The organism is Desulfosarcina sp. (assembly GCF_041551955.1).
GTDB lineage: Bacteria > Desulfobacterota > Desulfobacteria > Desulfobacterales > Desulfosarcinaceae > Desulfosarcina.
In genome coordinates this window covers 1-15639 of record NZ_JBFELV010000016.1, presented here as the reverse complement: position 1 = coordinate 15639, position 15639 = coordinate 1, and the positions used below count along the sequence as shown (strand labels likewise).

At 56.3% G+C, this 15639-nt stretch carries 16 protein-coding genes; 7 read left to right on the top strand and 9 right to left on the bottom strand.

The features are described from left to right. Positions 1 to 16: 16 nt before the first annotated feature. From ABYV26_RS02500 to ABYV26_RS02480, 5 genes are all read left to right on the top strand, one after another. Positions 17 to 538, top strand: coding sequence for a MauE/DoxX family redox-associated membrane protein (locus ABYV26_RS02500; protein ID WP_372677849.1), 522 nt, complete (start codon positions 17 to 19; stop codon positions 536 to 538). A gap of 15 nt (positions 539 to 553) precedes the next feature. Then, a complete protein-coding gene (locus tag ABYV26_RS02495; RefSeq protein WP_372677848.1) occupies positions 554 to 1093 on the top strand; it encodes a rhodanese-like domain-containing protein in 540 nt (179 codons plus the stop codon). Further along, positions 1023 to 1757 carry a C-GCAxxG-C-C family protein gene (locus ABYV26_RS02490; RefSeq protein ID WP_372677847.1) on the top strand — a complete coding sequence of 245 codons (735 nt, stop codon included), beginning with the start codon at positions 1023 to 1025 and terminating at the stop codon, positions 1755 to 1757. Before ABYV26_RS02495 ends, ABYV26_RS02490 begins: the two co-directional genes overlap by 71 nt. A gap of 200 nt (positions 1758 to 1957) precedes the next feature. Then, entirely contained in the window at positions 1958 to 2554 is a 597-nt protein-coding gene (gene yedF, locus ABYV26_RS02485) for a sulfurtransferase-like selenium metabolism protein YedF (RefSeq protein ID WP_372677845.1), read from the top strand. A 31-nt stretch (positions 2555 to 2585) separates the two neighbouring features. Then, entirely contained in the window at positions 2586 to 2795 is a 210-nt protein-coding gene (locus ABYV26_RS02480) for a molybdopterin-binding protein (RefSeq protein WP_372677843.1), read from the top strand. 241 nt (positions 2796 to 3036) lie between these two features. Here the strand turns inward: ABYV26_RS02480 and ABYV26_RS02475 are convergent, their stop codons facing one another. The 7 genes from ABYV26_RS02475 to pstC all read right to left on the bottom strand — a co-directional run bounded on the left by ABYV26_RS02475 (position 3037) and on the right by pstC (position 11246). Next, positions 3037 to 4821, bottom strand: a complete 1785-nt coding sequence (locus ABYV26_RS02475; RefSeq protein WP_372677841.1) for an ATP-binding protein — start codon at positions 4819 to 4821, stop codon at positions 3037 to 3039. Positions 4822 to 4886: 65 nt separating this feature from the next. Beyond that, entirely contained in the window at positions 4887 to 5576 is a 690-nt protein-coding gene (locus tag ABYV26_RS02470) for a response regulator (RefSeq protein ID WP_372677839.1), read from the bottom strand. 71 nt (positions 5577 to 5647) lie between these two features. After that, the gene (phoU, locus tag ABYV26_RS02465; protein ID WP_372677837.1) at positions 5648 to 6307 is read right to left on the bottom strand and encodes a phosphate signaling complex protein PhoU; all 660 of its coding nucleotides are present in this window, start codon (positions 6305 to 6307) and stop codon (positions 5648 to 5650) included. A 75-nt stretch (positions 6308 to 6382) separates the two neighbouring features. Then, positions 6383 to 7129 carry a phosphate ABC transporter ATP-binding protein PstB gene (pstB, locus tag ABYV26_RS02460; RefSeq protein WP_372677866.1) on the bottom strand — a complete coding sequence of 249 codons (747 nt, stop codon included), beginning with the start codon at positions 7127 to 7129 and terminating at the stop codon, positions 6383 to 6385. A gap of 260 nt (positions 7130 to 7389) precedes the next feature. Continuing rightward, the gene (locus tag ABYV26_RS02455) at positions 7390 to 8439 is read right to left on the bottom strand and encodes a PstS family phosphate ABC transporter substrate-binding protein (protein WP_372677835.1); all 1050 of its coding nucleotides are present in this window, start codon (positions 8437 to 8439) and stop codon (positions 7390 to 7392) included. A 121-nt stretch (positions 8440 to 8560) separates the two neighbouring features. After that, the gene (gene pstA / locus ABYV26_RS02450) at positions 8561 to 9856 is read right to left on the bottom strand and encodes a phosphate ABC transporter permease PstA (protein ID WP_372677833.1); all 1296 of its coding nucleotides are present in this window, start codon (positions 9854 to 9856) and stop codon (positions 8561 to 8563) included. 1 nt (position 9857) lies between these two features. Further along, positions 9858 to 11246, bottom strand: a complete 1389-nt coding sequence (gene pstC, locus ABYV26_RS02445; RefSeq protein ID WP_372677831.1) for a phosphate ABC transporter permease subunit PstC — start codon at positions 11244 to 11246, stop codon at positions 9858 to 9860. A gap of 295 nt (positions 11247 to 11541) precedes the next feature. On the opposite strand from pstC, the gene ABYV26_RS02440 reads away from it, so the two are divergent. Together ABYV26_RS02440 and ABYV26_RS02435 are read left to right on the top strand one after the other, a co-directional pair. Then, positions 11542 to 12717 carry an MFS transporter gene (locus tag ABYV26_RS02440; RefSeq protein ID WP_372677829.1) on the top strand — a complete coding sequence of 392 codons (1176 nt, stop codon included), beginning with the start codon at positions 11542 to 11544 and terminating at the stop codon, positions 12715 to 12717. Positions 12718 to 12958: 241 nt separating this feature from the next. Continuing rightward, positions 12959 to 14032 (top strand): diguanylate cyclase, encoded by a 1074-nt coding sequence (locus tag ABYV26_RS02435; RefSeq protein WP_372677827.1) that lies wholly within the window; start codon positions 12959 to 12961, stop codon positions 14030 to 14032. On the opposite strand, the gene ABYV26_RS02430 is transcribed toward ABYV26_RS02435, so the two are convergent. Further along, on the bottom strand, positions 14024 to 15094 hold the full coding sequence (locus ABYV26_RS02430; RefSeq protein WP_372677825.1) for an HD domain-containing phosphohydrolase: 1071 nt from the start codon (positions 15092 to 15094) through the stop codon (positions 14024 to 14026). The genes ABYV26_RS02435 and ABYV26_RS02430 overlap by 9 nt on opposite strands. Positions 15095 to 15108: 14 nt before the next feature. Next, the coding region (locus tag ABYV26_RS02425) for a sodium:calcium antiporter (protein WP_372677824.1) at positions 15109 to 15639 on the bottom strand (531 nt) is incomplete at its 5' end.

Genomic DNA, 15639 nt, shown 5'->3' with positions numbered 1-15639 from the left:
AAAGGCTGTTTAGTTGATGTTTGGCAGAAATCAGATCATGCGTTTGAGCAGCTGGGTATACCAGATCGTACGTTGGGAGCTTGGCGGAATTTTTATCTATTCCGGTGCCGCCAAACTCCTGGCACCCCAAATCTTTGCCGTTCTCATCGAGGCATACGGGCTCGTTCCCGATATGCTGCTCATGCCCGTGGCCTTAATTCTGCCTGCCTTGGAGGTCGTTGCCGGTGTCGGGCTGCTTTTAGACATCCGGGGCAGTCTGACCGTGATTGCCGGTTTGCTGCTGCTGTTTATTGCGATCCTGGGTTACGGCATCCGGATGGGGCTGGATGTGGACTGTGGCTGTTTCGGATCTGAGGAGCCGGAAGCCGAGGCATTCCATGGACTCCGGCTGGCCCTATACCGGGATATGGTCATGCTGGCGGCAGTCATTTTTCTATATGGATGGCGTCGATACCGCTGTGCGCAGCCAAGGAAAACGATTCCGTCGGCGGATAAAGGGTTAACGCGTGTCGATCAGAAAATTATCGATGAATATTAAACAAGAGGAGAACGAATGATGCGTATGGGTAATTGGACGTTGAAACTGACCATGGTAAGTTTGATGATTTTTGGCCTGTCCTGTCCCGCGATGGCCCTGTTCGATGACAAATTCGAAAAGGAAGTCGAAAAAGAAACCGGTGCGGTAAAGCTGGTAAGAGAGGTCCAACGGGGCGGCTACGATCTGGTTACCACGGAAGAGCTTAAAAGATGGATCGACAGCGGCAAGGAAATGGTGATCATAGATACCATGCCCTATGCGGACAGCTACAAAAAGATGCATCTACCGGGGGCGGTTCAGTTTCTATTTCCCATCCCGGATATGAGCGTGTGGGACACTAAGGAGACCGACGGCAAGACCCAAGAGGATTTTATCCGGATGCTGGGCACCGACAAAGTAAAGGCCATCGTCATCTATTGCGGTTTCGTCAAATGCACCCGCAGCCACAACGGTGCCGCATGGGCGGTTAAGCTGGGCTACAAAAATGTCTATCGCTATTCGGGCGGTGTATTTGCCTGGAAAGGGGCAAAATATCCGTTGGAAAAGGTCGAGTGATGTCATTTCGGAAACAGGATCTTGCGGCCCATATCTGAATCACCAGCCACCATTTTCGGTCATCCACTCAGTTATTTACATATTGAGCGAATCTCAATTGGATACTCCAAAAGAAAATTTTAATGCTTCAGCTGAAGCGCTGATCGGTCGTATCAGGGATCGCGCCCGCAACCTCTATGAAACCAGACAATTGCTTTGCACTGAGGCGGTGGTCTCGGCCATGAATCATGGACTGCGCGGAGGATTGAGCGATGCCCAGGCAACGGCTATGGCGGCTCCGTTTTCTGCAGCCATGGGTGAAAGCGGGTGCCTGTGCGGTGCGCTCAGCGGGGCAGTGCTATCATCGGGACTGCTGTTAGGGCAGCAGCATCCCCATTGCCAGTGTAAAGCAATGCGGGAGGTTTCTCGCCAGTTGCACGACGCCTTCAAGGCGGCCAACGGCGCCACATGCTGCCGGGTGCTTTCCAAAAAGGTCAGGAACGACAAGAAAGCCCATTTCCAGCAGTGTTCCGGGCTGACGGCCCAGGCAGCGGAGATGGCGGCACGGCTGGTTCTGGAGAAACGACCCGAATTGGTCGACCGGGTCAACCACGCATTTCTCAACAAACGACAGTCTGTCGTCGGTGGCGCCCTGTTGCGCCTGGTGCGTCTGTTTTGGGGTTGAATTGGAGGCTCCAAAACGGGTGCAAATAGGGTCTGGGCTGCGGGTTTCGCCTGATCACCCTCCAGCGTGGGTGGAAAGTCTTTTATTCCCTTTTTCGATCCCCAGGATGAATGTCAGCGCTGGTTGGAAAACAGGGGCCCCACTAGCGACAAGGCCTAAAGAAATCAACCTTGAAGGGTAATTGCTCAGGAGGTTTTCCCATGCAAGAAATCGATGCCCGCGGACTCTCCTGTCCGGCGCCCGTGCTCCAGACCAGGGCCATGCTTGAAGCGGAAGCACCCAACCACCTAAAGGTGGTGGTGGACAATGCAGCCGCTCAGCAAAACGTTCAACGGTTTTTGGAGTTTCAGGGATTTCAGACAACCCTTGAAAAAGAGGGTGAGAATTACGCCGTCATCGGAAAGCGCAGTCCTGCATCTGGAAACCCACCCGTTGCTTCCTCCGAGTTGGAGGCCGGTTCAAAGAAAATCATGGTCATGTGTGCCACTGACCGCATGGGTACCGGCGACGATGTATTGGGCCTCAAACTGATGATCAATTTCCTGCACACGCTGAAGGAAATGGGCAGCGAGCTGTGGCGGTTGGTGTTCGTTAACAACGGCGTGAAATTGACGATCGACCATTCTGATGCACTCGAAGACTTGCGAGAACTTGAAAAAGCCGGACTGACGATCCTGGTATGCGGGACTTGTCTGACCCACTTTGGTCTATTAGAGAGAAAGCAGGTCGGTGTGACGACCAACATGCTGGACATCGTCACTGCCATGCAACTGGCCGACAAGGTGATTAATTTGTGATTAATCGTGACCCAACCAAAGGAGGAAGCCAATGAAATATGGAGCTCGCAATCGAATCCGAGCCAAAGTGAAAAGCGTTAAAAGCGGTGATATTATGTCACTCGTCAAATTCGACATCACTATCCCGCATGAGATGGCCTCAGTTCTATCCACCGAATCTGTCGAGCACCTCCGAATCAAACCCGGAGACGAAATTGAGTTGATCATCAAGGCGATTCACGTGCTACCGGTAAAAGATTAGCGATTTTATAAATGGGTTTTTGTTGTTTACCTGTATCAAGGTGGAGGACGATTTGTTCCCATTGAGGTTGTGCTTTCAATGGCGTATCTCGACTTCTGACTGATTACCAATAGATTGAGAAATAAATCCTGTCAAAGCGTGATAAATTGAGATCATATCAATCATATCGAGCTTTTCGTGGGGCCTACAGAAAAATTTGACGACCTCGATAGAGCATGAAACATTTATGCTCCGAAAATGATTACGATAGCTGCTTTACCGGCAGATGCACGGTGAACGTGCTGCCCTTTCCCAGTTCGCTCTCCACGGTCACCCTGCCGCCGTGGGCCTGGGCGATGTGCTTGACGATGGCCAGGCCCAGGCCGGTTCCGCCGAGCTTGCGGCTGCGCGCCTTGTCCACCCGGTAGAACCGTTCGAACAGACGGGGGAGGTGTTTTTTGGCGATGCCCACGCCCTGATCCTTGAAGCGGATCTGGATCTCCCCGTTCACCGTCATCGCCTCAATCAGGATGGTGCTTTTCTCAGGGCTGTATTTCGCGGCATTGTCCAGCAGGTTAACGGCAGCCTGTTCCAGCAGGGTCGCGTCGAAACGGCCGCTGAGATCCGGCTCGCAGGTCAGCCGTACTGCGAGCCCCTTTTCGTCGACGACTTGCCGGCAAAGCCCGACGGCGGTGGCAAGCACATCCTGAAGGCGGCAAATCTCCTTGCCGATCTGCTGAACTTCACGGTCATCTTCGATCCGTGAAAGTTGCATCAGGTCATCGATGATGGCGGCCAGGCGGTTGAGATGTTTTTCGATAATCTTCAGAAACCGCCGGTTCTCTTCCCGATCATCCAAGTCGATGCTGTACAGGGTTTCCACAAAGCCTTTGATGGCGGTCAACGGTGTCTTGATCTCGTGGGAAACAGAGGCGGCGAAATCACGGCGCATGTTCTCCAACCGCCGCAGCTGGGTCACATCGCTGATCACGGCCAGCCCGCCCATGCACTTTTGCGCGGCATCCAGCAGGGGCGTGCAATGAATATTGAAGATCTGCTCGCCATTTTGGTGATAAACGATATCCGACGCCACGCTCTCCCCGGTGGAAAGGCTGCGGTCCATCAGTTCTTGGAACTCGTGGTTGCGGACGATTTCCAAAACGCTGCGACCGTATGCCGATGCCATGGGGGTCCCGAACATGTTTGCAGCGGTCGGGTTGATGTTGATCACCCGCTGCTCCAGGTCCGTGGCGATGACCCCCTCGCGCATGCTGGACAACACCGCCTGGGTTTTGCTCCGCTGGCTGTTGGTCTCATCGATCCGCTGCTGAAGCTGTTGGGCCATATGGTTCATGGTCTCCGCCAGCCCTGAGAACTCGCGGATGTCGGACAGGGGCAGGCGGTGGAAAAGGTCTCCGTCGGCAAACCGCCGCGCGCCGTCGCGCATCTTTTCCAGCGGCTGGATGATCCGCCGGGAAACCAGCCAGCTAACGCCCGACGCCAGCAGGGCCACCAACAGCACACCGGCGGCAATGCGCCAACGGATGGTGCCGATGCGATCGTCGATGGCGGTCAAGGCCAGGGACATCCGCAACACGCCGGCCAACTGCTGATTCGTGTAGAGGGGAAGGGCCACATACATCATGGTCTGGGATATGGTGTCGCTGTAGCGAATGCTCATGCCGATCTTGCCCTGATACGCATCGCGGATCTCGTCCCGGTCCCGGTGATTGTCCATGTTGGCCGGCGCTTCTTCAGAATCGCCGACCACCCGGCCGTCGGGCAGCACCACGGTTACCCGCGTGTCGGTCCGGCCGGCGGCATCCTTGCAAAGCGAGTCTACCGCCCTTTCGTCGAGCGGAAAGAGCAGGCGGACCACCTGCGCTCGAAGGAGCATCCCGCTGACTTCCAGGTCGGCCTGGGTGCGCTCCAGGAAAAACTGGCGGGTAAAGCTCAAGGCATACCAGCTGACCGCCAGCAGCGAAGCCAGGGTGATCAGCAAATAAGACGGAAACAGCTTATACATCAGGTGCTTCTTTTTTTTCATCGGTATCAATCGTCACCCGACGCAGCCGAGCGGTCTTTCTCCGCGGACAGGCGGGTTTGGCTGGATCAGTTTTCTATGAAGCGGTAGCCGACACCGCGGACAGTCTCGATATATGTTCCCAGCCGCCCGAGCTTTTTTCTAAGGCCTACGATCTGTACATCCACGCTGCGGTCGGTGACCGGGTAGTCATCGCCGCGCACGGCATCCACGATCTGGGAACGGGTAAACACCCAGCCCGGGCGACGGGCCAGAAAGTAGAGCACCTGAAACTCCGTGTAAGTCAATTCCAGCGAGCGGCCACCGGCAGTCACGTGGCGGCGACCCCGGTGAATGACCAGCTCGCGGACGTTCAGAATGTTGCTCTCCTGCGCTACGGCCCCGCTCCTGCGACGGATGACCGCTTTGATGCGGGCGACGAGGATACGGGGGGAGAAGGGTTTGGTCACGTAGTCATCGGCACCCAGCTCCAGGCCGGTGACGATGTCCGCCTCCTCACCCTTGGCAGAAAGCATGACGATGGGTGTGTCCTTGGTTCCGGGGTTTAGCTTGAGCCGACGGGCCACTTCCAGGCCATCGATGCCCGGCAGCATCAAATCCAGAACGATCAGGTCGACCGGGTCCGAGGCGGCCGATTTGAGGGCTTCTTCACCCGCGGCAGCACAGGCCACCGTATACCCCTCGCGGATCAGGTTGTAGCGGACCAGTTCGAGAATATCCTCTTCGTCATCCACCACCAGTATTTTCTCTTTTGTCATTTTTTTCCAACCTCAGGGTGTCGACCGGTCCGCTTTTCGATCATCCTTTCCCGGCCGTCCGTTCTCCGGTTTTATTCTACCATGCCATGACGGACGATTTCACCTTCAATCATGTAGACCACCTCTTCGGCGATGTTGGTGGCGTGGTCGGCCAGTCGCTCGATGTGCCGGGAAATAAGCAACAGGTTGATCATGTAGCCGATATCTTCCGTCACACCGTCGGCCATGGCCTGCTTGATGCGATCATACGCCTCATCCTTGATCGCGTCCACCTCGTCATCCAGGGTGAGCACCTTGAGGGCCATATCGAGATCCTGATTGACCAGGCTGTCCAGGCTCATACGCAGCATGGTTTCAGCCTTTTCGGCCATCACCGAATAGTCGAAATGATAGGGGGCAACCGGGCGCTTGGCAATCCGCTCCACGCGTTGGGCGATATTGACCACCTGGTCTCCGATGCGCTCGAGTTCATTGTTGATCTTGATCACGGCAATCAGGAAACGAAGGTCTGAAGCCACCGGCTGGTGCAGGGCGATGATCTTGAGGCACTCCTCCTCGATCTCCACCTCCATTTCATCGATCTCGTGGTCGAGATGCCAGATCTCTTTTGCCAGGGTCACGTCCCGTTCCTCGACGGCCGTCCTGATACGGTGCACCCGCTGTTCCACAAGGGCGCCCAGGCTCAGGATCATTTTCTTGACTTTATCGAGTCCTCTCCGAAAGTGCTTCACCGTCAGTGTTCTCCCATGTTAATCGTTGATATAAACGCACGATGCGCCGGGCGTTTCTGTCGGATCGCCGCTCAATCAACCAAATCGGCCGGTAATGTAATCCTGGGTCAATTTGTGAAGCGGTCGAGTGAAAACCTGATCCGTGGGACCCACTTCGATAAGGAGGCCGAGGTGAAAATAGGCGGTGCGCTGACTGACTCGCGAGGCCTGCTGCATCGAATGAGTGACGATGGCTATGGTATACTGGGTCCTCAACTCGTGGATCAGATCCTCAATGATCGACGTTGCAATGGGATCCAAGGCGGAACAGGGCTCGTCCATCAAAATGACCTCAGGATTCACCGCAATGGTCCGAGCAATGCACAGCCGCTGCTGTTGGCCGCCGGAAAGGCCGGTGCCAGGCTGATCCAGCCGGTCTTTGACCTCATCCCACAGGCCGGCTTTGCGCAGGGACATTTCGACGATTTCATCGGTGTCGGTGCGGTTGGTGGCAATGCCGTGAATCTTGGGGCCGTAGGCGATATTGTCGTAGATCGACTTGGGGAAGGGATTGGGTTTCTGGAAGACCATTCCCACCTGGGCTCTCAAGGGCACCACATCGATCGCCGGATCGTAGATGTCCATATCATCCAGCTTGATCTCACCGCTCACCCGGCAGATGTCGATGGTGTCGTTCATGCGATTCAGGCAGCGCAGAAAAGTGGATTTGCCGCACCCCGAGGGGCCGATCAGGGCGATGACTTCATTTTTGCCGATGTCCAGGGAGACATTGAATATGGCCTGTTTGTCCGCATAAAAGACATCGACGTCGCGGCAGGTCATGCGCGGATTTTGGCTGAGGGGATTGCCGACGGTTTGCCGGGTGTTGGGATTCGTCGGATCGAATTTATCCGAATCGCTCATTGCTTTCCTGTCTGCTGTCACCTGCGAACGGCTCCATGGATTCCGCGGGATCGCTTGTGGTTAAATCGACAGCGTGGGGTTAACGTCTAAAGTAAATTTTATCAGAAGCTGGCAAGCTATAGGTTCGATGGAACCGGCGGGCGGGCGGCTAAACCATCCGCTCCGCCCGCCGTCTTGCCTTACTTGCACTCCATCGGGGTCAACGTTTTAATGTCCTTGGCATACTTCATACGTTCCGTTTCGGGCATGGGGATCAGGCCCTTTTCGGAAAGGTACCCGTCCGGTCCCCAGGCTTTTTCGGTGCTGAAGGCGTTGAGGTACTCCTGGATGCCCGGAATCGCACCGATGTGGGCCTTCTTGACGTAGAAGAACAACGGCCTGGAGACAGGGTATTGACCATCGGCAATATTGTCAAACGTGGGTTCCACGCCATCCACAAACGAGCCCCTGATTTTATCGGCATTCTGATCCAAAAAGCTGAACCCGAATATACCCAGCGCGTTGGGGTCCTTCTCCAGCTTCTGAACGATCAAGTTGTCGTTCTCGCCGGCTTCCACATAGGCGCCGTCTTCCCGTACGGTGTGGCAGACGTCCTTATATCCTTTTTTATCCGATTTTTTCATGGCTTTAATGAAGCCGAATTCCTTGGCACCGGCCTCCATGGCCAGTTCCACGAACGCGTCGCGGGTGCCGGAGGTCGGCGGTGGCCCCAACACCGTAATTTTCTGGTCGGGCAGGGACGAGTTGACATCCTTCCAGGTCTGGTAGGGGTTGGGGATCAGGTTTTCGCCACCTTTGGGATCCGGCACATCCTTGGCCAGGGCCAGGAACAGATCCTTGCGTGTCAGCTTCATCACCGGCGCCGATTTGGCGTTGGCCACGACGATGCCGTCGTAGCCGACCTTGACCTCGATAATCTCCTTCACGCCATTCTCGAAACAGGTTTTGCACTCGGAAGATTTGATCGCACGCGAAGCGTTGGTGATGTCCGGGTGTTCGACGCCCACGCCGGCGCAGAAGAGCTTGAGCCCACCGCCGGAACCGGTCGATTCGATGGTCGGCGTCTTGAACTTGGTGGTTTTGCCGAATTGTTCGGCTATCACGGTGGCGAAGGGGTACACGGTCGATGACCCCACAATGCTGATGTAGTCCCGTGCCGACAACGCGTCAATGGCGTTCACGCTGATCAACCATGCCGCTGCACTCAAGATGGTCAATACCTTTTTCATCAACTTCTCCTTTTCCCCTTAATTTCAAATCTTTTTTGCCAGGTCAGGCAGTCGCTGCCCACAACGATAGAGGCGCCACTTCAACAACGTTGGGTTTAACTGTTTGTCAAATATTTTGGGATCACCACCGCTTCTCGAAACGTTTACGAAGTACAACGGCCAGTGCATTCATGGTGATCAAAAAGGCCAACAGCACCATGGTGGCTGCAGAGGTGCGCTCGACAAAAGCTCGTTCGGGGCTGTCGGCCCACAAGTAGATCTGCACCGGCAGCACCGTAGACGGGTCGGTGAGTCCTCCCGGGATGTCGACGATGAAGGCCACCATGCCGATCATCAGCAGCGGGGCGGACTCTCCCAGCGCCCGTGCCATCCCGATGATCGTGCCGGTCAGCATACCCGGAAGCGCCAGCGGAAAAACGTGATGAAACACCATTTGATTCTTGGAGGCACCGACCCCCAATGCCGCTTCGCGGATGGAGGGCGGAACCGATTGGAGCGAAGCCCGGCTGGCGATAATAATGGTCGGCAGAGTCATCAGGGACAGCACCAGCCCCCCGACGAGGGGTGCCGAACGCGGCAAGCCGAAAAAATTGAGGAAAACGGCCAGGCCAAGCAGTCCGAAGACGATCGACGGGACGGCAGCCAGGTTGTTGATGTTGACCTCGATGAGGTCGGTCCATCGGTTCTTGGGGGCGAACTCCTCCAGGTAAACGGCGGCGGCCACGCCAGTGGGAAAAGAGAGCAGCAAGGTAACCACCAGGGTGTAGAAGCTGCCCATCAGGGCCCCGAGGATTCCCGCCAGTTCGGGTTCACGGGAATCCCCATTGTTGAAAAAGCTGAAATTGAAGGCCTTGCGCACCCGGCCGTCCGCAGTGAGCTGATCGATCCAGGCTAATTGCTTGTCCTTCAAGCGGCGATCACTCTCCGGCTGGCGACGATCAATGTGCCCTTTGACGAGCATGTCCACGTCATCATCGGCGGGCACCCAAACCGGGATGCGCTTGCCGATCAGGCCGCGATCCTTCAGCAGCATGTCGCGCACCAGGAAAGCCGCCCCGGTGCTCACCAGTCCATTCAGGGAACGTGTGTCCCGTCGCCCCGAGACGTCTGGAAACAGTTCGCGCAATGAGTCCTTGACGATGGCCAGATAGTTGGCGTCGGCGGCCAGCCGGTCTTTAAATTCCGCCGGGTCGAAATAGACATCGAGTTTGATTTCCGTCTGATGAAAGGCACTGTAGCCGTTGCCCACAATGGTGGTGAACAGCAGCGCGAGAAATACAAGACTGAGAACGATCGCGGTGATGCCGTATAACTTGAACCGGCGTTCGGCCCGGTAGCGACGTTTCAGACCGCGGTTGACGATGTCGATGGTCCGGCTTTGGGCCGAGCCGACGGAAGATACGATTGGCTGAGGCATTCTATTCATATTGCTCCCGATATTTACGGACCACAACCAGGGCAAGGACGTTCAGCGCCAGGGTAATCAGAAACAGCAGCAACCCCAGGGCAAAGGCCGCCAGGGTCTTCGGGCTGTCGAACTCCTGATCGCCCACCAGCAGGGTCACGATTTGAACCGTCACCGTGGTGACCGCCTGAAATGGGTTGGCCGTCAGGTTGGCCGACAACCCGGCGGCCATCACAACGATCATGGTCTCGCCGATGGCTCTCGACACGGCCAGCAACAGGCTGCCGACGATCCCGGGAAAAGCAGCCGGAATGACCACCTGCCGCACGGTTTCGGATCGTGTGGCCCCAAGCGCCAGAGCGCCGTCCCTGAGAGACTGGGGGACCGCATTGATCACATCGTCGGAAAGGGAGGAGACGAAGGGAATGATCATCACACCCATGACCAGACCGGCGGCCATGGCGCTTTCCGAAGAAATCGCCAGACCGAAAAGATCACCGGTGTCGCGGAAGAAGGGCGCCACGGTCAGGGCGGCGAAGAAGCCATAAACCACGGTTGGAATACCGGCGAGAATTTCCATGACCGGCTTGACCATGTCTCGGAGGCGCCGGTTGGCGTATTCAGACAGGTATATGGCGGACATCAGGCCGATGGGGGCCGCTACCGCCATGGAAATCAGGGATATCATCACCGTGCCGGCGAGCACCGGAATTGCCCCGAATGCGCCTGAAGAACCGACCTGGTCGGCGCGAATGGCCATCTGCGGGCTCCATTTCAACCCGAAAAGAAAATCGGTCACCGGCACGGTTTGAAAAAAGCGGATGGCTTCATACAACACCGACAGGACGATGCCGATGGTGGTCAATATGGCGATCATGGAACAGGCAACCAGCAAATAGCGCACGATGCGCTCGACCTGATTGCGTGCGCGCAGGCGTGGTTTGATCCTGGATCGAATGAAAATCAAGGCCAACAGGCTCAGTGAAATAGACGCGATGGCAAGGCTGGTGAACGAAATCTGTTTCAAGTGGGAATACCGGTCAGCGGCCTGCCGTATCAGCGGATCGAATGCCGCGGAAACGATGTTTCCGTCCACCAGGTTGCGAATGTCGTTCAGAAGCAGGTTCAACCGGCCGTCTGGCAGTGATCGAATTGCTTCCGGAAGGCCGTTGAGCACCAACCCGGTAATAATCGACGGTTCGAAAGCCAACCAGGCAGTATACACCACGACGGACGGGATGCCGCACCACATCGCTGTCAGTGATCCATAGTACACCGGCCTGGAGTGCAGTCGATGCAGGCCCTTAGTGCCTCCGGCAACGGCAAAGGCCTTTTTGCGGCCGATGTAGTATCCCACGGAGGAGAGCAACAGCAGGAGAATTAGCAGATGAAGTGGATGCATGATTAATCTCAGCATTGGGTTCGCATTCGGTTAGGCCACCCATATTTACTAGAACGGTTGCGATTGCTATCGTGCGCAATTTAGGCGCCGATTGTTAGGAACGTGTTAGCACCGGGTTAGTTTTCAATGAGCGCGGGGGATCGTGGAGGATTGAGGCGGTTGAACTTAAAAACAATTGATGCTTGACCAGGGCGGCGAGGTTGCCTACGATGCCGGCTTTTATAGAGCGGGCCCAGACGGCTGCCGGTCTAAAAAACATGTCCAAACTGATCAACCAACGGAACCCATCGACCCCATGAAACCCAACAATCACAACAATCTGAAAGTCCTTTTCGCCCTGACCCTGGTCCACTTCACCGGCGATTTCTACAGCGCCTTCACCACGCCCCTGTTTCCCGCTTTCATGGCCAAACTGAATCTGACCCTGGCCCAGGTGGGGCTCATCGCCGGCGTCAACCGGTTTCTATCTTTCATCGTCCAGCCGGTGGCCGGTTACCTGGCGGACCGTTACCAAGGCCGCGCCATCATCCTGGGCGGCCTGCTCATGGCGGTGGTATTCATTCCCCTTTCCGGAATCGCCGGCAGCTTCGGGATGCTGATGCTGTTCATCGCTTTGGGGTCCGTGGGGTCCTCGCTGTTTCACCCCTCCGTGGCCGGCATGATTCCGCTCTATTCCGGAAATCGCAAAGGATTTTCCATGTCCGTGTTCAACACCGGCGGCACGCTGGCTTTCGCTGTGGGCCCCTTTTTCATTACCGCCGTCGTGGCGGCCTGGGGCCTGGACGCCATGCCGCTCACCATGGCCATCGGGTTGGCGGTAATGGCCTACCTGTGGGTGGCGGTACCCTCCCCCAAAAGCGAAGGCATGGCGGCTTTGGGATTGATGGGCACGCTGAAGAAACAGTTCGGCACCGTGTGGAAATCCATATTTCTGATCTGGCTGGTGATGGTGCTGCGGGCGGTGGTCGGCCAGTCGTTCATGACCTTCATGCCTGTCCTATTAGTGAGCCGGGGATACTCCCTGATTTCCGGCGGCCTCATGATTACCCTGTTCACCCTGGCTGGAACGGCCAGCGGCCTGATGGCCGGATATCTGGCCGACCGGGCGGGTGCCAGGCCGATCTTCCTGGTTTCCCACCTGCTGATGACACCGGCCCTGCTGACCATGCTTTCCTTGTCGGGTTCATGGATCTACGGCGGGGTATTGGTGGCAGGCTTTTTCGTGCTGGCCACCCTGCCCTTAGGGGTGACACTCGCCCAAGAGTTGGCGCCGGGCGGGCGGTCCATGGTCTCCAGCCTGATGATGGGACTGGCCTATGGCCTGGGCGGGGCGGTGGCGCCGGTGGTCGGTCGGCTGGCCGATCTCTATTCGGTAGCCACTGTGCTGTGGGCCATCTCCTTCATCCCTCTCGTCACCGTGCCTCTGATTCTTATGTTTCCACGAGGATATCAGAATACAGCGGTCGGATGACCGAATATAGAGCACTGAATTTGAACATACCCATAAAACGATCATGAAACGGCATGGATGAAAGAGCGCCACCACCATCAGCGACAAGCGTGGGGTCATTGAGTTTGTCTTGAAAGGCGTTTCAAAAACCCAAAATTTCTTGTATATGTTGAAACAGTTTCACCGACTGGCGATAGCAAGATGGTTTGGGTGTACCCATATCAAATAGGGCCCCCATTAGGTCGCCTCAAAGGTTCTTACCATGAAAGCGGAATTACCAGACAACGAAGCTGCTCGTCTCAAAGCACTGCTTGACTATCGGATACTGGACACGTTGCCGGAAGACTCCTACGATGACATCGCCTTGTTGGCTTCCGAGATTTGCGGCACACCCATGGCCGCTATGTCTTTGATCGACAGCACCCGGCAGTGGTTCAAGTCCAAGGTGGGTCTCGCGATTTCAGAGACCGCGCGGGACGTCGCGTTCTGTGCCCATGCCATTCTTCAACCCGATATTACCGTCGTCAGCGACGTCCATGCCGACGAACGGTTCGCGGACAATCCGCTTGTCAAGAAGGACCCGGGGATACGCTTCTATGCCGGTGCCCCTCTGATCACGCCAACGGGTGAAGCGTTGGGCACGCTGTGCGTAATCGATCAAATCCAACGCGAACTCACCGATTCGCAGCTCAACGCCCTGCGCGCCTTATCCCGGCAGGCCATGGCACAGATGGAGCTTCGCAGGTTGATCGGCCTGCAGGAACAAAACCAACGGCGGCTGAAAGACTACCAGGACAAGCTTGAAAAAACGAATCTGTTGTTACAGGAACTAAGCGTTACCGACGACGTCACGGGATTTCAAAACACGCGCTTTCTGCACCAGTATTTAGACCGGTGCTTGAGTCCTGAATCTACTCCAAAAGACAAATTGACCCTGGTCTTCTTTGATATGGATAACTTCAAGGAGGTTGTGGACCAGCACGGACATTTGCTGGGTGCGAAGGTGTTGAAGGAAGTCGCAGAGGTTGTGCATTTGCATCTTAGCCCGGAGGATCGTATCGTTCGGTACGGTGGCGACGAATATGTCGTCATCCTTCCAGATCAGGGCGGTGGGGAAGCCCTTGCCAAGGTGGAAGCGATAAAGACGGGGATCAACTCGAGCGCCTACCTTCGGGGGGAACAAATCAACCTCAGGGTCACAGCCTCCTTTGGACTGGCGACGTTCCCCGATGACGCTCGGAACAAGAAACAACTCCTGATTGCAGCAGATCAATGCCTGTTTCAGAGTAAAAAAAAGGGAAAGAACAGGATCTCCAGGTGCAGATATTCAAAGTGACTGCATCTGCGTGGTGACAAACACCGAACCTGACTTGGCGCTCCTGAAATGAAAGCGTTCGCCCTCCACCAGGTCCAGGCAGGCGGAAACCACCTGGGAATCGTATAGGGTACCGCTGTTGCCGGTGAGTTCCCCCATGGCTTTTTTCAACCCCAAAGAAGGACGGTAGGGCCGGTGGGACCCGATAGTTTCGAAGACATCCGAAACGCTGAGGATCCTGGCCTCGAGCATAATCGCTTCCCCGGATAGACCGTTGGGATAGCCCGAACCGTCCATCCGTTCGTGGTGCTGGAGGACAATATCCGCCAGCGGCCACGGAAAATCGATTTTTTTCAGGATATCGTATCCAGACTGCACATGGGTCCTGATCATTGCGTACTCGGGGCCGCTGAGCCTTCCCGGTTTGCAGAGGATCTCCCCGGGGATGGTGAGTTTCCCCAGGTCGTGGATAACGCTGGCCATCTGCAGGCCATATATCCGATCCGTTGATAGTCCCATCTCCCGGCCTATGGCGCAGGCCAGATCGGCCACCCGGTTCTGGTGGCCCGATGTATACGGATCGCGCATCTCAACGGCCAGTGCGATGGCCTGTACCGACCCCTCCATGGCTTTCTGGAAGTGAACCGCGTTGCTTCGCAGCTCCTCTGCGGTCTGTTTGAGCTTTTCCCGGGTCTGGCGTTCAAACAGCACCCGCTTGAGGCGGGCCACGATCTCTGCCAGCCGGATGGGCTTTTCGATAAAGTCGCTGGCGCCCTGGGCGATGATCTCCTCATAGGCAAAATTATTTACCAGGCCGGTGATGATGATCACATCGGCTTCATAGTGGTCTTTGATCTGGCGGCACAGGTCGAGGCCACTCATGCCCATCATCTGGACATCGGAAATGACCACCTCCACGGGTTCCGAGTTTAAAGTCCTCAAGGCCGCCTCTGCACTCTCGGCGGTGAGGCATCGACACCCGGAGGCCTCGATGCCGTATGAGAGGATATCACGGATATCGTCATCGTCATCCACGACCAGGACCAGGGGGGATGGTGCATCAGGTATGGCTATGGATATCATCGAACGCCTTGGATTCAGGATTTTATAATCAGGAAAGACACATAGGCCACGTAGCATCCAAGCAGGATCAGACCTTTTTTGCGGGTAATTGTCAAGTCCCGTTTCATCAGCACCCAGGGCAGTGCACTGATGACGATCATCACCAGGTAGTCCACCACCAGCCCGCTGCCGATGAAACCGCCGGATATGGCAATGGGTTTGACCATGGCCGTGGCGCCAACGACACTGAGGAGGTTGAACACGTTGCTGCCCACCAGGTTGCCTAAGGAGATGTCCATCTCCTTTTTCAAGGCCGCCACAACGGAAGTGGCCAGTTCCGGCACCGAGGTGCCCAACGCCACCACGGTGAGCCCCACAAACTTTTCGTTGACGCCTAGCGCGGACATGACGCTCACCGCCGCATCCACAAGCAGATCCGCACCGACGACCACCGCTGCCGTTCCACCGGCAATCATCAGGGACTGGGCCCAGCGTTTCTCCATCAGCCCGGAAGCTAACGGCACCGCACCCGCACCATCGGGCATGGTTCGATCCACGCGTACGGC